Raw genomic sequence first — 22,039 nt, forward strand, 5'->3', positions numbered from 1 at the left:
GCGCTCGCTCCTTAACTGCTCGATCGACCGGAACTGCTCGAGCCACCCCAGCCGCTGCGTGCGCTGGCCTGGCTGCCAAAGCCGCCCCGGGAAGTGGACGATGCCGCCGAGATTGGCTTGGAGCTGTTCGACTTGAACGTGGAGCTGCTGTAGCCGCTACCGTATTTCGCCTGCTCGGACTTGGTGAAACTCGAGCCGGTGGCGATGCGCTGGCTGAGCGTCGACGATGAGTAATCGCCACGTGAGTCGCGGTAGCGGTAAACCGGTTCGGAGTTGTAGCTGCCCCGGTTGCTGTTCAACATGTTGCTGATCAGCATGCCGGCCAGAAGGCCGTTGACCATTCCTCCTGAACCGCCTGAGCTCGCCTCGGAGGCGGGCAGTTGTGCTTTGGCGGCGTCCAGCTGGGTCTGGGTGACTTCGCCATTGGCTGCCAGCTCGAAGCCGCCGAGTTTTGGAATGAACTTGCCGGTGGAGTCCTGTTGGCACCAGTCAGCGACAAAGTCGGCGTCGCAATCGGCCTGGCTGTCATACAGCGGCGCAATGCGACGGTGTTCGGTGAGGGCGGTCATGTAGGCGTTGGAGCAGACACTCACCGGAAGCTTTTGATCCACGCACTGCTGCACGGATTGAAAGTTGAACTTCTGATTCACTGTGTAGGTTTTTTCTGTCGGCCCGCAACCGGATATTGCGACGGCGACCGATGCCGCCAGGGACAGTTGAACGTACTTGCTTCGTTTCATCATTGCCTCCGTGGCGCGATCAGTTCTGCGAAGGGGTCATGCACGCAGCATTGAGCAGGCCAACGCTGATGGCGACGGCTGCGACGTAGATGGCGGCAGCGATTTCGCCATTACGGATGCGTTCGGAGGTGCCTTTAAGCACCAGGCTGGTCATCAGGAACGCCAACAGTTGCACCACTGCGGCAATCAGTGCCCACACGGCGAAGTCCAGCAGGTTGACCGAGTAGGCAATCACATTGCTCGCCGGGATCGCGAAACCGATGATGGCGCCGGACAGGGCGATGGCGGCCGCGGTGTTGCCGGAGCGAATCAGTTCGAACTCTTTGTGCGGCGTGATGCGGGTATAGACGAACTGGAAAATCGCGAACAGCAGGGCGGCACCGATGATGTACGAAACAAATCCCAGGACGGCGGCTTTGTTCAGCGAGACGGAGAGTGCTTCTAGCATGGGCTGTTCCTTTTTAAAGAGTAGTGAGGTCGGTGGTGTACAGCGAGATACCCAGTGAGGTGCTCAAGCTGATGCTGCCTTCGGCGTCTTCTTCGACCGAGAACAGCAGGAATTCGCGGCGGTCGGTCAAACCGGTCTCGCGGGCGTAGAGCATCGAGCGATGTTCCACGACGTAGGACTGATCCGGATTGCTGACCTGCTCAGTGAAGGCCACCAGCTCGGTCTGCCCGGCCTCGGTGCCCCATTCGCGGCTGTATTCGACTCCGTCATGGGTGTAGGTCGGCAGGCCGATCAGGCTGTCCGGCCCTGCGAGCCTGCGCAGTTCGGATTCACTGTTGAGGGTGACGTAGCTCTGGTAGTTGAACAGGATCACCGACTCGACCTGGCCGGCGACGGCGCCAGTGGTATGAACCTGCAGCCAGAAGTCTTCGTCGTCCATGTAGTAGCGCGAAAGCCAGGTCGACTGGCCGAGGTCAACAGTGCCAACGCTCCAGATCTGCTGGGTGCCGGGAATGACCACGCTGGTTTTTTCGTCAAGCAACAGCTTGAGGGTAGTGTCGAACACCAGCGCTTTGCCCTGGCCGAGCCCGAGGGGGCCGGCAACCGGTGCGCTGTCCTTGGGTGTCGGGGCCTCAAGGCCCATCAGCTGTTTAAACCATCCCATGGGTGATTTCCTTTAGGCGGGTGGAAGGGGTATTGATCGAAGGCTGTTGTGGGCCCTTGGCGCGATGGCCGATGAGGAGCGCCAACTCGCCCAGGCAGGTGCTGGCAGCGTGTACGCCCACGGTGATGGCGAGTCCGCCCGATCCAGACGTGTGGATGAGCGACGCTGCGTATATGCGTAAAAAGAGGAATGTCGACATTCGTCCCTGGCTCCCTGGGGTGACGCGTCCTTGACGAATAAACCCGCTGCGGACGTTTTTGGTGCCTGCGTGTTTACCGGGCTGCATTAGACCTGCTGCGCGGCCTGGAGAGAAGTAGCCGGGCTGCAATAAAACCGGCGAATGCGCCGCCAATATGCCCTTCGAATGAGGTGCCCTGGCGCGGAATAAAGCCGAAAATCAGGCTTGCGTAGAGGAGGGCGACAATGCTGGCGATCAGAACGTTGCTCCAGCTGCGGTGGAACCAGGCTCGCGCCAGAAGGTACGCCCAGAGGCCAAAGACCCAGGCGCTGGCGCCCACATGAACGCCGTTGAAACCGAACAGCCAGACCAGCGAGCCGCCGAACAGAATGATGATTGCGCTGACGGCCGCAAAGCGTTTGAAGCCCTCGGCGATCACCAGGGTTCCCAGCACCAGGAACGGCACCAGGTTGGCGATCAAGTGCGCGAAGGATATATGCAGAAACGGTGAGGCCACAATTCCGACGAGGCCGTGGGCGGTTCGGGGGACCAGGCCGAATATCGTCAGGCTGTAGCCTGTCAGTACGTTCAGCAGGTGGATCGCGACCATCAGCATGGCCAGGCCTGCGATGATCTTGAAGCCGGTTACCCTGTCCATCCTTGTCCTCGAATCAACAAAAAGAAGGGCACGTCGGTGCCCTTGCTTCTGAGTGCTTGCGTAAGCCGGTTACTCGGCCGATTGTTTTTTCAGGCGGTCCAGAATCGAGTTCGCGCTGCCCTGGTCCGGAGTGATGCCGGCTTCGCGCAGCTTGCGCTCCAGGTCGTTGCCGGTGGACGCGTCCGCCAGTTCGTCGCTCGCTTCCAGCTCGGCAGCACGTTGTTCCTGCTTGGCTTGCAGACGATTCAAGGTGCCGACGGCGGTTTCCAGTTTGCCGTTGGCGCCGCCGCTGGCGATGGAGGCGCTGACCTGTGCTTTCTGTACGCTTTCACGGGCCTTGGCCATGTCCACTTGTTGGCGCAGGCTCTTGATGCGGGCTTCGGCCTTGGTGATGTCCTTGCGCATTTTGTCGGCGTAGGCACCGAACTCGGTGGTTTGCTTCTGTTCGGCGTCGTGTTCGTTGGTCAGGGTCGAAATGGCTTCGGCCACTTCCAGAGCCAGGTCTTCACGGTTGGCCTGGAGCGCGGCCATGGCCTTGGATTCCAGGTCCTTGATCTTGGCGTTGTACTGCGCCACGCGCTCGGCCGAGAGTTTGTGCTTGGCCATGATGGTGACCAGTTCGCGCTTGGCGTTTGCCAGAGCGCTGTCGGCGTCGCGGATTTCCTGATCGAGGATGCGCAGGGCCTGTTGGTCGGCGATGGCTTCGCCGACTTCGCTGGCACCGCCACGCAGTGCGGTGAACAACTTGCTCCAGATCGATTGGTTTTGCATGCGTCGGTACTCCCGAAAATTAGTTGAAGAAGCTTTCGAAGGCTTCGCTGGCGCGCTGAACGTTGTCGACGAGCGTTTTGATTTCGGTCACGACGTTGGTCAGGCTGGACTCGGAACTGAGCGCACCGAACATGTTGTAGACGGTCTGGCCGTTGGGCATGGATTCAATTCCGATCGACGACAGCGGGAACATTTCCCGGCTGCGCAGCACGGCATCGTTGAAGCGCTGCACGTCCTTGATGGATTCGAGATCGACCAGCACCGTGTCGACGATGATTTGCTCGCCGACGACGGCGATGTAAATCGGCAGCCCGCCAAACTCGTTCATTTCAAGCTTGATGCTCTGCTCGGAGCCTTGAATCAACGTCAGGGTGATTTCGTTGGATACCACCTCATCAAGGGCCTGCAGGGCGCTGAAGAGGCGATCGATGTTCCAGTTGTTACCTGCGCTCATGTAATCCTCCAACATGAATGAACCAGCCAGGATCGGCTGGCGTAGCTGTTTCTCCATTTGCTTGAGCAGGCTCCGGTTTTCGGGAAGCACCCAAGTTTCATGTTTCACATAGCCGGCGGCGCTAAGTCCTCCGCGCATCTGCTTCATATAGAAGCTCGATGGTTTTTTCGCGGAGGGTTTCGAGCGCTCTCCCTGGCTGCTCGCGGGTGGTGTGTCTGAGGCTGCTGGAGAGCGACGTTTCATTGCAGTGGCTCCGCTTTATTTTGTATCACGCGTGAGAACACTACAGATAAATTCAGGCACTCTCAACAACTCACGCGTGAGATTTTTAATCGACTGATTTTCATCACGAAAAAAGGCCCGTAGCGTGTCAGCGCTACGGGCCTTCGGGTTTTGATGGAGACAGATTCAGTGACTGGTCGTCAGGAAGTCATCGGTGGACACCACCGTTGCATAGGCAAATCCAAGGGCCGACATGAAGGCCGCGTGTACCTGGGCCGCCGGAACGATAACCCCGTTGAACTCCAGGTCACGGGTGGCGCAGGCGTCGTGGATCACTGTGACGCCGTAGCCAAGATCGGCCGCGGCACGTGCGGCGCCATCGATGCACATGTGGCTCATGCTGCCGACGATCACCAGGTTGTCGATGCCGTGTTGGTCAAGGATCGCCTCCAGTTCGGTTTCGCGGAACGCGTTGACGAAGTGTTTGAGCACCACCGGTTCATGGCTGCGGTTGCGGACTTTTTGGTGCAGCTGCGCACCCTCCGAGCCCGGTGTGAAAAACGGCGCGGTGTCAGAGGTGAATTCGTGGCGGATATGCACCACCTGATCACCGGCATCACGGAAGGCCTGGATCACCCGCGCGGCATTGTCGGCAGCCGCGTCGGCGCCGACCAGCGGCCATTTGCCTTGAGGGAAGTAGTCATTCTGGATATCGACTACGATGAGCGCTTGCTTGGCCATGGGTGTTTCCTCGGAAGGGTTGGTGTGGAACGAAGTATTGGGTTTCGCCGGCCGTTCGAGGATTGGCCGCACCGACAATAGAAGGGGGAAAACTGACAATGGGCGTAGAGCGCGCAGTCGCCGAGTTGGGCGTGCTGATCTATCCCGGCGCGCAGATGGCGGCGGTGCATGGTTTGACGGATTTGTTCGGTGTCGCGAATCGCATTGCCGCCGAGCATCAGAGCGTGCAACTGCCATTGTTGCGAGTCAGCCACTGGCAGGCGGATGCCGAGCATGCGCCCCAACGCATTTACGACAGTCATCCCGCTGCTGACGGCGCACTGATAGCGCTGTTGATCCCGCCCTCGATTGGCGGCTTTTCCGAAGGTCAGGCATCGCCTGCGCTTATTCAGTGGATTCGCCAGCAACACGCGGCCGGCGCGACCCTTGGCGGGGTGTGCGTGGGGTCTATTCTGTTGGCCGAAAGCGGTCTGCTCGACAGTCGCCGCGCCACCACCCACTGGACCTCGGCGAAAAAATTCGCCGAGCGTTACCCGAAGGTCGCGCTCAACGCCGACAAGCCCATCGTCGACGATGGCGACCTGATCACCACCGCCGGATTAATGGCCTGGTCAGAGCTGGGTTTGCGCCTGGTCAATCGTCTGATGGGGCCGAGCATCGCCACCAGCACTGCGCGTTTTCTGGTGATCGAACACAGCGACAGTGCGAGCGAATGCGGAAGTAACTTTGCACCGATTCTGAGTCATGGCGATGCAGCGATTCTCAAGGTTCAGCACTGGTTGCAAGCCAACGGTGCGGTGGAGGTGTCGCTGAGCGCGATGTCGCAGCAAGCAGGGCTGGAAGAGCGGACATTCCTGCGGCGCTTTCGGGCCGCGACCGGTTTGAAACCGACCGAGTACTGCCAGCACCTGCGAGTCGGCAAGGCCCGGGAAATGCTTGAGTTCACCAACGGCACCATCGATCACATCGCCTGGAACGTCGGCTACTCGGACCCGAGTGCGTTTCGCGCCACGTTCAAGAAAATCACCGGTCTGGCGCCGAGCGATTATCGCGCACGATTCGGGGTGACGGCCCCCGCACGGCAATAAGCAACACAGCCCCGTAGCAGCTGCCGAGCCTGCGAGGCTGCGTAGCAGTCGTGAAATCAGGCTATGCGGTCTTTCAGTTAACCGCGCATTTTACGCCAACTTATCCACAGCTGGTGGTGATGCATGAGCGGGTTGTGGAAAAACCGGATGACCACAAAGTGCGAAAGGAGAGTTTGATAGTGTTGCTGCCCAATAAGGTGTGTAACCAATAACCCAGGACACTTCAGTCGGGTGTTATCGGGGATGTCCGCTGGTCGAATACATCAGTCTACCTGTTACTTCTGACAGTAGACGCTGTTTTGCACATGAGTTCAGATGGTCATGCATGTTGCACATTACATTGCGTCCCTGAAAAAGGAGTTTTTCATGAATGACAAAGTGTCGCTTCCCAATACTTCGGTGAACACCACAATCGATGCCGACAATAGGAAAGCTGCGGCTCCATACATCTCTGCTGTCAATGACCCTTCAGGTAAGCTTATCGAAAATGGGGGTCAAACCACGTATGACAACGTAACGCTGTTGGGCAATGGTATTCCTGGTTGGTATGGATATATCAAAGATGGAGGGGAGGTTCTGATCCCGTACCAGGCGGACGATAAGGGCGATATCGCGATTACTTTCCCCTTGTACGCACTGAAGCCATATAGCTTATTAATTCAACCTTACGGGATGAATGAAGTTTCTGCGTCCTGGACTATCACGAAAGTTAGTCGCTGAGCGTAATATTCAAAGCGCCGGAGTGGCGAACAGAAAATCCACTGAGGATGAATCTTCAGTGGATTTTCTGTTGCTCAGCAATTCCTTGCGGTACGAACGGTATCACGCCCTTGTGAGGGTAACCTCAACCAAACGGGCGATGAACCTCTGATCGAAAGCAATCGCGATCTGTTACTGCTGACAGTAGATGGTCAATGCGATGGAGTTTCGGGTGGGATGTTGTAAATTGGTGTGCTGCACCGGCGCTTACAGGGTTCTGTATTGAGTCAGTTTTTTGTGCAGCTCAGCGGTATTGGGCTGATCCAGTTCCAGCCAGTAATGCTGCGTACCGGCGATTTCGGCGGCGGCCGGCAAACCATCGCGGTACACCAACCGGTTGCTGGCGAGGGCCGGGACTTTGTGCCCCGGCAGCAGGGTGCCGGCGAGGTTTAGCGGGTCGACGCCGCAAACACTGATCAGGCTGCCGTCATGCGGACGGCGGCGCACTTCGCGCAGCAGCGGGATCGCTTCGGGCAGGGCGAATTGTTCGCCCGCCAGACCGCTGACAAAACGTCCGCCGCGAATCTCTCCACGCGCCTCCAGCCGGTGAAAGGTGCGCAGCAATTCGCGCCAGCTCGGCAGCCACTCGGCCTCGCGTTCCAGCAGCCGCCAGAACACCACGCCGTAACGCCTGAGCAAGGTCAGGGCGATGTGTTCGAGGGTTTCGCTCGGGGTGCCACGGTTATCCACAACCGGCGGCGTCGATTGACGGCGCAACAAGGCCCAGCGCCCGGCATCGTACATTCCGCCGACAAACGCCCCGCGTCCCCGTCGGCTGCTGCGCGCCTGGCGTTTGCTGGCCGGTGTAATCAACGCACGCAGGCCGGCGAAGCTGTCGGCGTTGACCAGCCCGGCGCCGACCAGTTCCTGCAAGGCGATCTCCAGTTCACTGCGCAGCAGATGGGCTTCGTGCAGCAGTTCATCGAAAAACAACGCGCCATGTTGGCTCAGCGCTTGATGGACTTTCTGGGTTTTGGGCGACAGTTCGCTGACCTCCGGTGGCTCGGTCAGGCTGCTCCAGAGCGGGACCTGCGCCCGTGGCAACAACACAATCGGCGTGCTGCGCTGCGCTGCGCTAGTGGCTTTGTTGCGCACCGTCAGCCGGGTCCAGACCAGTTTGCCGCTGCGGCACAGTTCATCCAGCCACGTCGATGAATAGTTCTTGAGCCGCGCCGGCAGAAGATCGCTGTCCCAGGCAGACGCGGCCGCCGGGTAGCCTTCGAACTGACTGACGATCGCCGGCAACACCGCGCTGCCCTGGCCTTGGGTGGCTGGCGACAGATGCTGCCAGTCAAACAGAAAGCGCATGAAATCCTGCAACGCCACGGGCTCGATTTCCCGTCGGAGGCGTTTGACCGTGTAACGATGAATGCGCGCCAGCAGATGCCGCTCGCACCATTCTTCCTGCGTGGCCGCAGGACTGAAGCGCCCGCGCAACACGTAGCCTTCGCGCTCCAGTTGTGCCAGCGCTTGGGTGACTTGAGCCGTCGAAAGCCCCAGCGGTTGAGCAATCGCATGAATCGGCAACGGACCAAATGCGCTCAGGCGAGCGCGGATCAGTTCGACCAGTGCTTCATCGACGTCCCAGGGTTCATCGAAACCCGGCAAGGCTTGCAACGGCGGTAACAACGTGGCGTGTGGGTAGATCGCTTGCAGGCAGGTCAGGCGTTCCAGTGCCAGCCATAAAGAGTGCTCCGCATTGATCTGCAAACGACTGGCGCGACCACTGTCGGCCAGGGTCTGCAGCCAGTGCGACCACTGCGGATTGGCCAGCGCTTCGGCGTCGCTGATCGCGGCCAGGCTCATCAGCGCTTCATGCATTTCATCGGCGCTGGTAGGTTGCGGCCAGGCCTCATCGCGCACTGATTGAATGGCCTCGGCATCCAGCGCGCCGAGGTCATCGGTCGATTGCGGGTCGCTCCAGCGGCGGTTGAGCACCGCTTGAGTACGGCGTTCCTCCAGCGGCGCATCGTCGAGAAAGGTGTAGGGCCGGGCGCTGAGAATTTCTGCCGCCAGCGGCGAGGGCGCAGGCAAGTCGCGGCTGATCAAGCGCACTTCGCCGCGCTCCATGCGTCGCAACAGCGCCAGCCAGCCTTCGCAGTCCATGGCTTCGTGCAGGCAATCGTCGAGGGTTTGCTCGACCAGCGGGTGATCGGGAATTTCGCGCTCGCCGACGAGGTTTTCCAGGCAGGCGATCTGGTCGGGAAACACGCTGGCGATCAGGTCTTCGCTTTTCATCCGCTGGATCTGCGGCGGCACTTTGCGTCCGCCGCTGTACCGCGGCAACGCGAGGGCGACGCCGGCGTTCCAGCGCCAGCGCACGCCGAATAGCGGCGCGTCGAGTACCGCTTGAATCAGGATCTGTTCGGCAGTGTTGCTGTGCAGATAACGCCAGACCTCGTCCAGCTCGAAGCTGTGGCTGGTGGACAGCGACAAGACGATGGCGTCTTCGCTGGCGGCAGCCTGCAATTCGAAGTTGAAGGTGCGGCAAAAACGCTTGCGCAAAGCCAGGCCCCAGGCACGGTTGATGCGGCTGCCGAACAGCGAGTGAATGATCAACTGAGTACCGCCGGACTCGTCGAAAAACCGCTCCATCAGCAGCGTGTCCTGAGACGGCAGGGCGCCGAGCGTCAGCCGGGCGCGGGCGAGGTAGTCCACCAGTTGTTCGGCGCTGGCGAGGTTCAGGCCGAGGGTCTCGGTCAGCCAGTCGATGCTCGGTTGCACATCGCCGGGCGTCGCGCTCAGCAGCTCATCAAGATGCGCGTGCAGGCGCGCCACGGCGAGCGACAATTCGGCACTGCGCCCTGGTGCTTCACCGAGCCAGAAGGGGATGGTCGGCGGCTGTCCCTGGGCGTCTTCGACGCGGATCTTGCCGGTTTCGACCCGCAGGATCCGGTACGAAGTGTTGCCCAACTGAAAGACGTCGCCAGCGATGCTTTCCACCGCGAAGTCTTCGTTGACGCTGCCGATGTTCAGCCCTTGTGGCTCCAGCAGCACGCTGTAATCGGCGTTGTCGGGAATCGTCCCGCCACTGGTCACCGCCGTCAGTTTGGCGCCGCGCCGGCCACGCAATGTGCGAGTCACCGCGTCGCGGTGCAGGTAGGCGCTGCGGATTCCCTGGCGGCCGTTATAGCCTTCGGCGAGCATCTGCAGCAGCGCTTGATAGTGCGTTTCGTCGAGTTCGGTATAGGGCGATGCGCGGCGTACCATTTCGAGCAGGGCCCGCTCCTGCCATTCCTGGCAACTGACCTCGGCGACGATCTGCTGCGCCAGTACGTCCAGCGGCGCGTGGGGGATCAGCAAGGTGTCGAGTTCGCCCCTGCGCACACAGTCGAGCAGGGCGGCGCATTCGATCAGGTCGTCGCGGGTGGTGGCGAACAGGCGGCCCTTGGGTGTGCCGCCGACCTGGTGCCCGGAGCGTCCGACCCGTTGCAGAAACCCGGCGATCGAACGCGGCGAGGCGATCTGGCAGACCAGGTCGACGTCGCCGATGTCGATGCCCAGTTCCAGCGACGCGGTGGCGATCAATACTTGCAGGTCGCCACGCTTGAGCCGCTGTTCGGCATCGAGGCGAAACTCCTTGGCCAGGCTGCCGTGGTGGGCGGCGACGGCGTCTTTGCCCAAGCGCTCGCTAAGGTGACGGCTCAGGCGCTCGGCCAAGCGTCGGGTGTTGACGAAAATCAGCGTGGTCCGATGCTCGCGTGCCAGTGTGGCGATACGGTCGTAGACCAGCTCCCAGACATCGTTGGCCATCACCGCCGACAGCGGCACCGGCGGCACTTCGATGCCCAGGTCCCGCCGGCGGGCGTGGCCGATATCGACGATCTCGCAGGGGCGGTCGGTGCCCACCAGAAAACGCGAAACCGCTTCGATGGGTTTTTGCGTGGCAGACAGGCCGATGCGCATCAGTGGCTCACAGCACAAGGCCTGTAAACGCTCCAGACTCAGGGCCAGGTGGCTGCCGCGCTTGCTGCCGGCGATGGCGTGGATTTCGTCGACGATCACTGTGCGGGTGCTGGCGAGCATGCGCCGGCCAGAGTCGGAGCCGAGCAGCACATACAGCGACTCCGGAGTGGTAACCAGAATGTGCGGCGCGCTTTTGCGCATCGCCGAGCGGTCCTTTTGCGGAGTGTCGCCAGTGCGCACGGCGGTGTTGATCTGTAGTTCGGGGAAGCCCAGTTGTCGCAGTTGCTCGGTGATACCGGCCAGCGGGGTTTGCAGGTTGATCTGAATGTCGTTGGACAGCGCCTTGAGGGGCGAGACGTAAACCACCAGGGTTTCGTCGGGTAATTCGCCACCGTGGGCCAGGCCTTGATGGACCAGATCGTCAATGACCGCAAGAAACGCCGTGAGGGTTTTGCCGGAGCCGGTCGGCGCGGCAACCAGCGTCGAACGGCGCTGGCGAATCAACGGCCACGCGCCGGCTTGCGCGGCGGTGACCGCCGGGAAGGTGCTGTTGAACCAGGCGCGGACGGCAGGGTGAAAGCCTGCCAGGGCGCTCTCGGCTGATACGGGGAGGTTCATGGGGTAATTTATGCGGCTGGGTGGCTGAAGATGCAAGTTTCTGTGGCTGATCGGTGACCCCCGTGGCGAGGGAGCTTGCTCCCGCTGGGCTGCGAAGCGGCCCCAAAACCTGCAATCGCGATTTGTCAGGCACACCGCATCGGCCCATTGCGACTGCTTCGCAGTCGAACGGGGGCAAGCCCCCTCGCCACAACAAGCCCGTTTACCCAAATGAGCGGGCGTCAAACCTGAGGATCTACACTTTACGAGTGACGGTTGCGCTTTAAACCCGCAAAATGCAACGATTCTGGCAATTCTCAACGGCAACGCCTGCGGGCTGTGCCGATAAAATCATCGTTCCAAACAGACTGGGCCTGCTGACTCTATGCGAATGCGCCTTATGTTACTGGGTGGCGGAAATGCCCTTGGGCAGGCGCTGATTCGCCTCGGTGCAGAGGAAGACATCGGTTTCCTCGCCCCCCGTCCACCGCAAGACGGCTGGGACGCCGCAAGCCTGACGCAGCTGCTCGACGACACTCGTCCCGACGCGCTGATCAATCTCGCCTACTACTTCGACTGGTTTCAGGCGGAGAGCGTGGCCGAGGCGCGCTTGGCTGCCCAGGAGCGGGCGGTCGAGCGGCTGGCCGAACTGTGCCAGCATCACAATATTGTCCTGGTGCAGCCTTCCAGCTATCGGGTATTCGATGGCTCGCGGGCGACGGCCTACAGCGAAAAAGACGAACCGGTGCCGCTGGGGCTGCGTGGCCAGGCCTTGTGGCGTATCGAGCAAAGCGTGCGCGCGACCTGCCCGCAACATGTGATGCTGCGGTTTGGCTGGCTGCTCGATGACAGTGTCGACGGCACCCTTGGGCGTTTCCTCGCGCGTGCCGAACTGCCTGAAGAGCTGCTGATGGCCGATGACCGGCGTGGCAACCCGACACCGGTGGACGATGCTGCGCGGGTGATCATTTCGGTGCTCAAGCAACTCGATTGCGCAGCGCCACTGTGGGGCACTTACCATTACGCCGGGCATGAGGCGACCACGCCGCTGGCGCTGGGGCAGGCGATCCTCGCTGAAGCGCGCAATCTGCACCCGCTGGCCATTGAAGCACCGACCGCGCAGGCTCACGCCGCACGGCCGGATGCCGCCGAAGAACCACAGCATGCGGTACTCGCCTGCAAGAAAATTCTGCACACCTTCGGGATCAAACCGCGCGCCTGGCGCGCAGCGCTCCCGGGCTTACTGGATAGGTTTTATCGTCATGGCTGATGGCCCTGTTTTGATCACCGGCGGTGCCGGTTTTATTGGTTCGCACCTTGCTGACGCCTTGCTCGCCAAGGGGCATTCGGTGCGAATCCTCGACGACCTGTCCACCGGTAAACGCAGCAACCTGCCACTGAACAATCCACGGGTCGAACTGATCGAAGGTGACGTCGCCGATGCTGCGCTGGTGGCAAAGGTGATGGTCGGCTGCAGCGCGGTGGCGCATTTGGCCGCCGTGGCGTCGGTCCAGGCGTCGGTGGATGATCCGGTGCGCACTCACCAGAGCAATTTCATCGGCACCTTGAACGTCTGCGAAGCGATGCGTCAGGCCGGCGTCAAGCGCGTGCTGTTCGCTTCAAGCGCAGCGGTCTACGGCAATAACGGTGAAGGCGAGTCGATCGACGAAGAGACCGCCAAGGCACCGCTCACGCCGTACGCCGCAGACAAGCTGGCAGGCGAGTACTACCTCGACTTCTACCGTCGTCAGCACGGTCTGGAACCGGCGATTTTCCGTTTCTTCAACATCTTCGGTCCGCGGCAGGATCCGTCATCGCCGTACTCCGGGGTGATCAGCATTTTCAGCGAGCGGGCGCAGAAAGGCCTGCCAATCACCGTGTTCGGTGACGGCGAACAGACCCGCGATTTTGTCTATGTCGAAGACCTGGTCGACCTGCTGGTGCAGGCGATTGAAATGCCGACGCTTGAAGTGGGCGCGGTGAATGTCGGCTGGAACCAGGCGACGACCCTCAAGCAAATGCTCCAGGCGTTGGAGGAAGTGGTGGGGCAGTTGCCACCGATTGCCTACGGCCCGGCACGCTCCGGCGACATCCGCCATTCGCGGGCGAACAACCAGCGTCTGTTGCAGCGCTTCACCTTTCCCGAGCAGACGCCAATGAGCGTCGGGTTGGCGCGGTTGTTGGGGCGCTGAGTTTTTCGCAGTCATGAAAAAGGCGCCTTTCGAGGCGCCTTTTTCATGCGGCGGGTTTAGAACTTGTAACCCAGACCCACCATGTAGATCCACGGGTCCACGTCGATGTTGACCTTGGCGCGGGTGCCGGGGGCGACTGCGTTGTTGTCCACGTAGCCGGTGGTGTCGATGTCGATGTAGCGCACCTGGCCGTTGAGCATGATGTGGTCGGTCAGCATGTAATCGGCACCGACCTGCCATGCGAGGCCCCAGGAGTTTTTCGTCTTGAAGTTGCTGAAGCCGTTGGCTTGCGCTTCGTTACTGAGCTTTTCGTCGTAGATCCAGGTGTAGTTGATACCGGCGCCCACATACGGCTGGAATGCAGACTTGTTGTTGAGCGGGTAGTAAACCACGCTCAGGGTCGGCGGCAGGTGTTTGAGGGTGCCGAGCTTACCGTTGGCCGCGCCCAGGGAGGTGCCTTTGAGGTTTACGTCATGCTGGAACGGCGAGGCGGCGAGCAGCTCGATGCCGATATCGGGGGTGAGCATGTACGCGAAGTTCAGGCCCAACTGCGTGCTGCTGTCCATGGTCGCCTTGCCACCCAGATCGGCACCCGCCAATGGACCGCGATCAACCTTGACGCTGGAACTGCCGGCTGTCGGGTTTACGGTGATTGCACCGGCCCGAACAATGATGTCACCGGCTTCATGGGCCTGGGCGAAGGGGGTTGCAAGCGCGAATGCAATGAGGGACGCGCTGAGCAATGACTTGTGCATGGGGGCTCCAAAGGAAGATTCAAATTCTGTATCTCCAATGGTACGAAGCGTCAGGAACGGCGCTTTTGACTCAGCTCAATGAAACAGTGATGGGGTTTGAATCGGGGGAGCCTTCTGCGACCGCTTCGCGGTCGATCGCGGGCAACGAATGACTGCCGGATTCACTCCGGCAATTCGTACACGTAGATCTTGTCCGCATCCATCTGATACCCGGCATCCGCCAATTCGCTGGTCGACGCTTTGACCTGCATTGCCCCTTCAATCCAGTACGGCTGATACAGCTCGTCGAGCTTCACTCCAACCGCGCTTTTGACATGGACGATCTGGTTCGACGGCGGAGGCGGTACGTGGATGCACGCGCCGAAATACGGCACCAGCAGAAAATCGGTGGTGCGACCTTCCTCGCTGACTTCCAGCGGCACGATGTAACCCGGCAGGCGAATATTCTTGCCGTCGAGGTTTTTCACCACCGGCGCATTGGGCATGTCTTGCTTGGCCGCTGGCGCGGACTCGGCGGACAACGCGCTGCTCATCTGCGACAGGTCGTGCAGCGGTTTCATGTTCGGCACTTCTGCCGGCGCGTCGGGCGGGATCATTTCCGCCCAGGTCAGGTCTTTCGGTGCAGCCGCCCACAGGGGCAGGGCGACCAGCATCAACAGCGCAGGCAGAGCGCGGAGCATCTTCAATGTCCTCATAAACGGATCGACAGACCATCGGCCAACGATTGGCGATAGGCGCGCCAGGCCGGCACGCTGCCCATCAGCAGCGCGGCGATCAGGATGCCACCGAGCAGCGTCCATTCATACTCGCTTGGCCAGGCCAGCGGCAGGTACAAGCCGTAGGTCGATTGCACGTAGCCTTGGGCGGCGGCGATGCATACATACAGCAGCGCCAGGCCCGCAACCACCCCGGACAGCGCCAACGCAAAGGCTTCCAGCACCAGCAGCGTTGCAATGTGCCATGGCCGGGCGCCGACCGAACGCAGGATCGCCATCTCGCGGCGACGTTCGTTGAGGCTGGTGAGAATCGCTGTGAGCATGCCGATCAACCCAGTCAGCACTACGAACAGCGACACCACGAACAGCGCTTTTTCGGCGGTGCCCATCAGGCTCCAGAGCTCCTGCAAGGCGACGCCGGGCAAGATCGCCAGCATCGGCTCGCCACGGAATTCATTGATCTCGCGTTGCACGGCAAAGGTCGAAATCTTGTTGTTGAGACCGAGCATGAACGCGGTGATGGCTTGCGGCGTGAGGTCCATGTTACGCGCCTGATCGGCGCTGATCCGACCGTTGCCCTGAGCCGGCACACCGTTGTGCCAATCGATGTGAATCGCCTCCATGCCGCCGAGGCTGATGTGCAACGTGCGGTCGACCGGGGTGCCGGTGCGTTTGAGGATGCCGACCACGGTGAACGGCTTGTCATCGTGCTTGACCAGGCTGATCACTGCCACGCCGTGAGCCAGCACCAGTTTGTCGCCGAGCTTGTAATGCAGCGCATCGGCCACTTCGGCACCCAGCACCACTTCGAACGGATCCGTGGCAAACGCCCGACCGCTGGCCAGTTGCAGGTTTTGCTGACGGCCGTACTGGTAATGCTGGAAGTAGGCGTCGGTAGTGCCCATCACTCGATAACCGCGATGCGAGTCACCGAGGGAAATCGGGATCGCCCATTTCACTTTCGGGTTATTGGCGAAGTGCTCGAAGCTGTCCCAACGGATGTTGTTGGTGGCGTTGCCGATGCGAAACACCGAGTACAGCAACAGGTTCACCGAGCCTGAGCGCGCGCCGACAATCAGGTCGGTGCCGCTGATGGTGCTGGCGAAGCTGTTCTTGGCTTCGGTGCGTACCCGTTCCACCGCCAGCAGCAGGCAGACCGACAGGGCGATGGCGAATGCAGTGAGGATCGCGGTGAAGCGGCGGTTAGCCAGGCTGGCCATGGCTAGACGAAACAAATACATTTCAGACCTCGAGCGGCGTGGCGGCGCGATTGAGTTCGGCCAGCGACAGGTGGCGATCGAACAGCGGCGCCAGGCTCTGGTCGTGACTGACGAACAGCAGGCTGGAACCGGCTTCGCGGCACTCGGCGAACAGCAAACGGATAAATGCCTCGCGGGCGTCGTAATCCAGCGCCGAGGTCGGTTCGTCGGCGATCACCAGTTCCGGCTGGCCGATCAGTGCGCGGGCAGCGGCGACCCGCTGCTGTTGGCCGATGGACAGTGAATCGGCACGGCGACCGAGCATGTTTTCATCCTTGAGCCCCAGGTGTGCGAGTAAGGTCGCTGCCGCCTGATCGATGCTGCCGTGGCGCTGAATCGCACGGCTGGCGCGCAGTTTGGAGAAGTGGCACGGCAGCTCGACGTTCTCGCGCACCGAGAGAAACGGCAGCAGGTTGAACTGCTGGAAGATGTAGCCCGTGTGGTCGACCCGAAAGTGATCGCGGGCGCCGGCCGACAGTTCGGTCAGCTCCTGGCCGAGCAGGCGAATGCTCCCGCGATTGGGTTTCTGCACGCCACCGAGCAGGCCGAGCAGGGTGGTCTTGCCACTGCCGCTGGGACCTTTGAGAAACAGCGTTTCGCCGGGCTCCAGGCGAAACGCCGGGATATCCAGTAAAGGCGGATGACCGGGCCAGCTGAAGCCCAGGTCTGACAGTTCGATGAGTGCTTGGGTCATAGCGCCGATTTCATGGAGATTGGGATCCTGTAGGAGCAAGGCTCGCCCGCGATGAGTACGCGGCGGTCTACCTTTAAAACCGCGTCATCGTTCATCGCGGGCAAGCCTTGCTCCTACGGGATTGCGGTGGATCAGAATTTCAGGGCAGCAGCTTTGGAGGTCACTTCAACCCCTTGCTGGCCGCTTGGGCTGATGAGTTGTACCTGAATTTTCTGCGTCGCGGGGAAGGTCGTGAACACTTGCGACAAGTCCAGGGTCTTCAGCGCGCCAGGGGCGGCGCAGGTGAATTGGTAGTGCGCGTGGATTTCGCTGTGATCGTGGTGATGCTCTTCGGCGGCTGCGCCTTTACCGTCAGTCGCGTGGTCGTCATCGTCGTCATGATCATCGGTATCCGGTTTGTCACCGAACAGCGGGCTGTTCAGTTCTTGCTGACTGACTACGCAGTTGGCCGCTTTTGGCAGGCTGAACAGCACCAGCGGTTTCTCCAGTTGCGCACGGGTGGCGGCGACTTTGGCCTTGTCTGCATCAGTGCTGGCAACGTGTTCGAAGCCCACCAGGTTCATCGCCGGGCTTTCCAGCTCCAGTTCCAGCGTCTGACCGTCCAGCGCCGCGTTCAAGCGCCCGACGCCGTGTTCGTGGGCGCCCAGGCTGCCGTGTTCATGTTCGTGATCATGAACTTCAGCGGCCTGAGCGATAGCCAGCGGCAACAGGGCAAACGGCAAAGCGAGTAACAGACGACGCATGGACTCTCTCCGGGAAGGAAGATGAAAATTTTGTTATGTAATCTTATAACAAGAATGGCGAGAGTTTGACTGTCCGCTTGGCGTTGCGCAAGACGCATGGGAGCATGTTCGTCATAAACCTGAGGAAAGCCCAATGTTGCGCATTCGTGGAAGCATCGGCGATTGGCCGGTGGATTTGACCCTGGAGCTGGATGATGGGGATTGGGCGAGGCTTGGCGCGCAGTTGCAGGTAAGCAAATCAGAAAACAGTGCAGCAGTGGCCGATCCGGTGGTCAAACCGGTGAATCAGGATGAGCTGCTGTGGCAACTCGCCAAGGATCTGCTGCGCAAGTCCGGGCAATTGACGGGGCCGGACCTGCTGGAGCAACTGCAGGGTTTGACCGGCAACACCGTCGCCGGCAAACGTCTGCTGGTGCGCTTGCGCCATAGCCCGGAGGTCAAGGTCGTGAGCGGCGGGGATACGCCGCTCTATAGTTGGATCGAGCAGGCCTAGTAGAGCGCTGCAAACAGCTTGCGGCGGTAAACGGTCACCAGCGGGTGATCGTTGCCCAGCAGTTCGAACACTTGCAGCAGGGTCTTGTGCGGCAACCCTTCGCTGTAGCTGCGATTGCGGATAAACAGCTTGAGCAGGGAGTCCAGTGCCGGCTCGTATTGTTGACGGGCCAGTTGCTGGATCGCCAACTGATAGACGGCTTCATCGTCCTGCGGGTTTTGCGCCAGACGCGATTTCAGGTCGGCGACATCCGGCAAGTCAGCGGCCTGGCCGAGAAACTTGATTTGCGCCTTGGCGCCGGCAAGTGCCGCTTTGTGTTCATCGCTTTTCACCGCATCGAGCACGGCCTGGGCTTCACTCAGCTCGCCACGTTCGGTCAGGCAGCGCGCATAGAGGATCAACGCGCGGGCGTTGGTATTGTCCTCACCCAGCAGCACTTTCAGTGTGGCCTCGGCATCCGCGAAACGACCTTCGTCGAACAGCGCCTGAGCCTGTTCAATCGGGGCGGCAGCGGCCGGCGGCGGCATTTTCACATGCGGTTCAAGCAGTGCGCGAACAGCGGATTCGGGTTGCGCGCCGGCAAAGCCGTCCGCCGGCTGACCGTCCTTGAACAGCACCACTGTCGGCAGGCTGCGAATGCCAAAGCGCGAAACGATGTCCGGCTCGACGTCGCAGTTGACCTTGGCCAGCAGCAATTCGCCCTGATAGCTCTCGGCGATGGATTGCAGCATCGGCATCAGCGCCTTGCACGGCGCACACCATTCAGCCCAGAAATCCACCAGCACCGGCTTGTGGAACGAGTTCTCGATCACCGACTGGTCGAAATCGGCGGTAGTGGCGTCGAAGATATATGGCGTGTCTTGACTCATGGGGAATCTCGAAGAAACGTGAATGGGAGAACTATAAGGGCTGGCGGCGACGGGCATAAGTATCTACACAACTTTCTGCTCCAACGCCCGTAGCAGCTGTCGAGCCTGCGAGGCTGCGTTCGAGGACGAAGTCCTCGTAAATCCCGGGTACACGGACGGCCTGAAAAAACGTGCTGCCTGATTCCACGACTGCTTCGCAGCCGAACGCAGCCTCGCAGGCTCGACAGCTGCTACGGGCTGGAACGATCATGTACGTTTGGCGTGGTACAGGCTCACATGCCGAAACTCTTCTGGTTCGGCCAGGTCCGGTAAGGTCATCGCCTCAAGCATTTCCAGCCGCTGATACAACGGATGACGGAAATCCCGAACTCGTGAATCCGCCACCAACGCCTCGCGGCCACGGCTGAGAAACTCATCGAGCAACGGCAGGTTGGCCCGGTCGTACAACACGTCGGCCACCAGAATCAGATCAAAACGATCGGCCTCGGCAAAAAAGTCTGTCGAGTAGCTGAGCTCGACGTCATTGAGTTCGGCATTCGCCCGGCAGGCTGCAATTGCCAATGGATCAAGATCACAGGCCACCACTTCCAGCGCCCCGGCCTTGACCGCTGCAATCCCCGCCACCCCGGAGCCGGCGCCGAAATCCAGCACGCGCTTGCCGGCAACCCACTGCGGATGCTCCGCCAGGTAACGGGCTATCGCCAGGCCGCTGGCCCAGCAAAAGCTCCAGTACGGTGGCTCGTGCAGAATGCGCCGGGTTTCTTCCGGGCTGAAGGCGCGGTCCATGTTGTCGCCGTCGATCAGCCAGAGTTTCAGCGTGGTTTCAGGCAATGGACACCGGACCAGCTGTGCATCGCCGAGCAGTTCACTTAACGCCTGTTGCAGGTCGAGCGGTGCATTCATGGCGCTTTGAGGAACTGCAATTGGCCCAGGGCCTGGGTCTTCGGCTCAAAGATGCGTTGCGCCGGCAGGTGCAGGATCAACTGCCCGGACTGGCTGGCGCGACCCCGCAGTTCGACGCGTGCACCGACCGGGAACGAGTCGGGATTGAATCGCAGATGGAATGGCAGAGCCTTGTTGTTGCCGATCAGGTTGGCGCTGGCGAGCAATTGCTGCGGCCGGGAGCGTTCGTCGATCACCAGCAGCGCAAGTTCAACCTCGGCGCCGGCCGGCACGCCCTGCAAGGTGCCGCTCAATTCCCGTTGATACGCGGGCAGCGGTCCGAGGTCGGCCGAGGCCTGGGCTTTTTTCTGGGCCATCTGCGGTGCAGGGCCCGGAGTCGGTGCCGCCGGTTTGGGTGCGCTGCTACACGCGACCAACAGGCCGATGAGACTGAGTAAAACAAGCGGTCTTAGCGGCATTTGCGGCTCCAGCAAAATGAAATCCATCGATCAGACAGTGTAGCCCGTCTGTATACCGCAAACCCTATGGCTTGTCTTGCCAGTGGGATGCGCTACCATGGCCCTCCATTTTTTTGTTGCCTGCCACCATGCACTGTCCCTTCTGCGGTGCCAACGACACCAAGGTCATCGACTCGCGTCTGGTCGCCGAGGGCGAACAGGTGCGCCGCCGGCGCGAATGTCTGGCCTGCGGCGAACGTTTCACGACGTTCGAAACTGCCGAACTGGTGTTGCCACGCCTGATCAAAACCGACGGCAGCCGTCAGCCGTTCGACGAAGAAAAACTTCGCGCCGGCATGCAGCGTGCGCTGGAGAAACGCCCGGTAAGCGTCGAGCGCCTGGAAGCGGCGCTGGCCCATATCAAACACAAACTGCGAGCGACCGGCGAGCGCGAGGTCAAATCCCTCGTGGTCGGTGAACTGGTGATGGCCGAGCTGCAAAAGCTCGATGAAGTCGCCTACATTCGTTTCGCTTCGGTGTATCGCCGCTTCCAGGACCTCAACGAGTTCCGCGAAGAGATCGATCGCCTGGCCCGTGAGCCGGTAAAAGAATGAGCATATCCCCGGAACAACAGGTCCTCGACGGCCATTACATGGCGCGCGCGCTGGAACTGGCGCGCAAAGGTCACTACACCACCCATCCCAACCCTCGGGTGGGCTGCGTGATCGTGCGTGACGGGCAGATTGTCGGCGAAGGCTGGCATGTGCGCGCCGGCGAACCGCATGCCGAAGTCCACGCCTTGCGCGCCGCCGGCGAAAACGCCCGCGGTGCCACCGCCTACGTCACGCTGGAGCCTTGCAGCCATCATGGCCGCACGCCGCCGTGTGCCGATGCGCTGGTGAACGCTGGCCTGGCGCGAGTGGTTGCGGCGATGCAGGACCCGAACCCGGAAGTCGCTGGCCGCGGTCTGCAGCGTCTGGAGCAGGCGGGCATCGAGACCCGCAGCGGCGTGCTCGAAGGCGAGGCGCGCAAGCTCAATGAAGGTTTTCTCAAGCGCATGGAACACGGCTTGCCGTTCGTGCGGGTCAAGTTGGCAATGAGCCTCGACGGTCGCACCGCCATGGCCAGTGGCGAAAGCCAATGGATCACCGGTCCCGCCGCCCGCTCGGCTGTGCAGCGTCTGCGGGCTCAGGCCAGCGTCGTGTTGACCGGTGCCGACACGGTGCTGGCCGATGATGCGCGCTTGACCGTGCGTGCCGACGAGTTGGGTCTGGATGCCGAGCAAACTGCGCTCGCCATGAGCCGCCCGCCGCTTCGCGTGCTGATCGACGGCCGCCTGCGCGTGCCGCTCGATGCGCCGTTTTTCAAGGCTGGCCCGGCGCTGGTCGCTACCTGTGTCGCGGTGGAAGAGCAGTACGCCAACGGCCCCGAATGCCTGATCGTGCCCGGCGATGATGGCCAGGTCGACCTGCGCAAGCTGCTGCTCGAACTCGCCGCCCGGGGTGTCAACGAAGTGCTGGTGGAAGCCGGCCCGCGTCTGGCTGGAGCGTTTGCCCAGCAAGGGTTGGTGGACGAATTCCAGATCTTCATCGCGGGCAAGTTCCTCGGCTCCACGGCGCGACCATTGCTGGACTGGCCACTCGCACAAATGAAGGATGCGCCGGAGCTGAAAATCACAGAAATTCGCGCGGTGGGCGATGACTGGCGAGTCATCGCGGTCCCCGTTCCGCCAGCGAGCGTATAATTCCCGAC

Annotated in this window: 24 protein-coding genes; 7 read left to right on the forward strand and 17 right to left on the reverse strand. The window is 61.1% G+C overall.

The features are described 5' to 3' along the window. Positions 1-11: 11 nt before the first annotated feature. The 8 genes from AC1RJ3_RS17610 to AC1RJ3_RS17645 all read right to left on the reverse strand — a co-directional run bounded on the left by AC1RJ3_RS17610 (position 12) and on the right by AC1RJ3_RS17645 (position 4,876). A complete protein-coding gene (locus tag AC1RJ3_RS17610; protein WP_493079588.1) occupies positions 12-740 on the reverse strand; it encodes a DUF1190 domain-containing protein in 729 nt (242 codons plus the stop codon). A 19-nt stretch (positions 741-759) separates the two neighbouring features. Further along, complete coding sequence (locus AC1RJ3_RS17615) at positions 760-1,188, reverse strand: DUF350 domain-containing protein (protein ID WP_054594270.1); 429 nt, start codon at positions 1,186-1,188, stop codon at positions 760-762. A 13-nt stretch (positions 1,189-1,201) separates the two neighbouring features. Continuing rightward, positions 1,202-1,852, reverse strand: a complete 651-nt coding sequence (locus AC1RJ3_RS17620; RefSeq protein WP_054594269.1) for a DUF2491 family protein — start codon at positions 1,850-1,852, stop codon at positions 1,202-1,204. Beyond that, positions 1,839-2,051: a hypothetical protein gene (locus tag AC1RJ3_RS17625; protein WP_493079589.1), complete on the reverse strand. Its 213-nt coding sequence runs from the start codon at positions 2,049-2,051 to the stop codon at positions 1,839-1,841. Before AC1RJ3_RS17625 ends, AC1RJ3_RS17620 begins: the two co-directional genes overlap by 14 nt. Positions 2,052-2,124: 73 nt before the next feature. Beyond that, positions 2,125-2,688: a rhomboid family intramembrane serine protease gene (locus tag AC1RJ3_RS17630; RefSeq protein ID WP_489111682.1), complete on the reverse strand. Its 564-nt coding sequence runs from the start codon at positions 2,686-2,688 to the stop codon at positions 2,125-2,127. A gap of 69 nt (positions 2,689-2,757) precedes the next feature. Beyond that, positions 2,758-3,459, reverse strand: coding sequence for a PspA/IM30 family protein (locus AC1RJ3_RS17635; protein WP_054594266.1), 702 nt, complete (start codon positions 3,457-3,459; stop codon positions 2,758-2,760). Between the two features lie 19 nt (positions 3,460-3,478). Further along, positions 3,479-4,156, reverse strand: a complete 678-nt coding sequence (locus tag AC1RJ3_RS17640) for a YjfI family protein (RefSeq protein ID WP_493079590.1) — start codon at positions 4,154-4,156, stop codon at positions 3,479-3,481. 165 nt (positions 4,157-4,321) lie between these two features. After that, positions 4,322-4,876, reverse strand: coding sequence for a cysteine hydrolase family protein (locus AC1RJ3_RS17645; protein WP_493079591.1), 555 nt, complete (start codon positions 4,874-4,876; stop codon positions 4,322-4,324). Positions 4,877-4,974: 98 nt separating this feature from the next. Between AC1RJ3_RS17645 and AC1RJ3_RS17650 the strand changes: the two genes are divergently transcribed. Together AC1RJ3_RS17650 and AC1RJ3_RS17655 are read left to right on the forward strand one after the other, a co-directional pair. Continuing rightward, positions 4,975-5,964, forward strand: coding sequence for a GlxA family transcriptional regulator (locus tag AC1RJ3_RS17650; RefSeq protein WP_493079592.1), 990 nt, complete (start codon positions 4,975-4,977; stop codon positions 5,962-5,964). A gap of 366 nt (positions 5,965-6,330) precedes the next feature. Then, positions 6,331-6,684, forward strand: a complete 354-nt coding sequence (locus tag AC1RJ3_RS17655; RefSeq protein ID WP_493079593.1) for a hypothetical protein — start codon at positions 6,331-6,333, stop codon at positions 6,682-6,684. Between the two features lie 246 nt (positions 6,685-6,930). Here AC1RJ3_RS17655 and AC1RJ3_RS17660 read toward each other — a convergent pair whose 3' ends face one another. Then, positions 6,931-11,247, reverse strand: coding sequence for a DEAD/DEAH box helicase (locus AC1RJ3_RS17660; protein ID WP_493079594.1), 4,317 nt, complete (start codon positions 11,245-11,247; stop codon positions 6,931-6,933). A 364-nt stretch (positions 11,248-11,611) separates the two neighbouring features. On the opposite strand from AC1RJ3_RS17660, the gene AC1RJ3_RS17665 reads away from it, so the two are divergent. Beyond that, on the forward strand, positions 11,612-12,496 hold the full coding sequence (locus AC1RJ3_RS17665) for a sugar nucleotide-binding protein (RefSeq protein WP_019693861.1): 885 nt from the start codon (positions 11,612-11,614) through the stop codon (positions 12,494-12,496). Beyond that, entirely contained in the window at positions 12,489-13,418 is a 930-nt protein-coding gene (locus tag AC1RJ3_RS17670; protein ID WP_493079596.1) for an NAD-dependent epimerase/dehydratase family protein, read from the forward strand. The genes AC1RJ3_RS17665 and AC1RJ3_RS17670 overlap by 8 nt, the downstream gene beginning before the upstream one ends. A 56-nt stretch (positions 13,419-13,474) precedes the next feature. Here the strand turns inward: AC1RJ3_RS17670 and AC1RJ3_RS17675 are convergent, their stop codons facing one another. From AC1RJ3_RS17675 to AC1RJ3_RS17695, 5 genes are all read right to left on the reverse strand, one after another. Further along, on the reverse strand, positions 13,475-14,173 hold the full coding sequence (locus AC1RJ3_RS17675; protein WP_103318346.1) for an OmpW/AlkL family protein: 699 nt from the start codon (positions 14,171-14,173) through the stop codon (positions 13,475-13,477). 161 nt (positions 14,174-14,334) lie between these two features. Further along, the gene (locus AC1RJ3_RS17680; RefSeq protein WP_477768683.1) at positions 14,335-14,853 is read right to left on the reverse strand and encodes a DUF3299 domain-containing protein; all 519 of its coding nucleotides are present in this window, start codon (positions 14,851-14,853) and stop codon (positions 14,335-14,337) included. Positions 14,854-14,864: 11 nt separating this feature from the next. Continuing rightward, positions 14,865-16,130 carry an ABC transporter permease gene (locus tag AC1RJ3_RS17685; RefSeq protein ID WP_493079599.1) on the reverse strand — a complete coding sequence of 422 codons (1,266 nt, stop codon included), beginning with the start codon at positions 16,128-16,130 and terminating at the stop codon, positions 14,865-14,867. A gap of 1 nt (position 16,131) precedes the next feature. Next, positions 16,132-16,842: an ABC transporter ATP-binding protein gene (locus AC1RJ3_RS17690; protein ID WP_103318340.1), complete on the reverse strand. Its 711-nt coding sequence runs from the start codon at positions 16,840-16,842 to the stop codon at positions 16,132-16,134. Positions 16,843-16,973: 131 nt separating this feature from the next. Next, complete coding sequence (locus AC1RJ3_RS17695; protein WP_054594254.1) at positions 16,974-17,585, reverse strand: DUF2796 domain-containing protein; 612 nt, start codon at positions 17,583-17,585, stop codon at positions 16,974-16,976. Positions 17,586-17,718: 133 nt separating this feature from the next. Here AC1RJ3_RS17695 and AC1RJ3_RS17700 point away from each other — a divergent pair, with 133 nt between their 5' ends. Beyond that, positions 17,719-18,078 carry a hypothetical protein gene (locus AC1RJ3_RS17700; RefSeq protein ID WP_054594253.1) on the forward strand — a complete coding sequence of 120 codons (360 nt, stop codon included), beginning with the start codon at positions 17,719-17,721 and terminating at the stop codon, positions 18,076-18,078. Here AC1RJ3_RS17700 and trxA read toward each other — a convergent pair. The 3 genes from trxA to AC1RJ3_RS17715 form a co-directional block, all read right to left on the reverse strand. Further along, complete coding sequence (gene trxA, locus AC1RJ3_RS17705; protein ID WP_493079602.1) at positions 18,075-18,947, reverse strand: thioredoxin; 873 nt, start codon at positions 18,945-18,947, stop codon at positions 18,075-18,077. The two genes, AC1RJ3_RS17700 and trxA, sit on opposite strands and share 4 nt — an antisense overlap. A 246-nt stretch (positions 18,948-19,193) precedes the next feature. After that, positions 19,194-19,850, reverse strand: coding sequence for a class I SAM-dependent methyltransferase (locus tag AC1RJ3_RS17710; protein ID WP_489111688.1), 657 nt, complete (start codon positions 19,848-19,850; stop codon positions 19,194-19,196). Continuing rightward, entirely contained in the window at positions 19,847-20,308 is a 462-nt protein-coding gene (locus tag AC1RJ3_RS17715; RefSeq protein WP_054594250.1) for a hypothetical protein, read from the reverse strand. The genes AC1RJ3_RS17710 and AC1RJ3_RS17715 overlap by 4 nt, the downstream gene beginning before the upstream one ends. A gap of 128 nt (positions 20,309-20,436) precedes the next feature. On the opposite strand from AC1RJ3_RS17715, the gene nrdR reads away from it, so the two are divergent. Together nrdR and ribD are read left to right on the forward strand one after the other, a co-directional pair. Beyond that, entirely contained in the window at positions 20,437-20,901 is a 465-nt protein-coding gene (nrdR, locus tag AC1RJ3_RS17720; protein ID WP_054594249.1) for a transcriptional regulator NrdR, read from the forward strand. Beyond that, positions 20,898-22,031 (forward strand): bifunctional diaminohydroxyphosphoribosylaminopyrimidine deaminase/5-amino-6-(5-phosphoribosylamino)uracil reductase RibD, encoded by a 1,134-nt coding sequence (gene ribD, locus AC1RJ3_RS17725; protein WP_493079605.1) that lies wholly within the window; start codon positions 20,898-20,900, stop codon positions 22,029-22,031. Before nrdR ends, ribD begins: the two co-directional genes overlap by 4 nt. Positions 22,032-22,039 lie beyond the last annotated feature (8 nt).

It is taken from the genome of Pseudomonas sp. GW822-FHT04C11 (assembly GCF_058800905.1).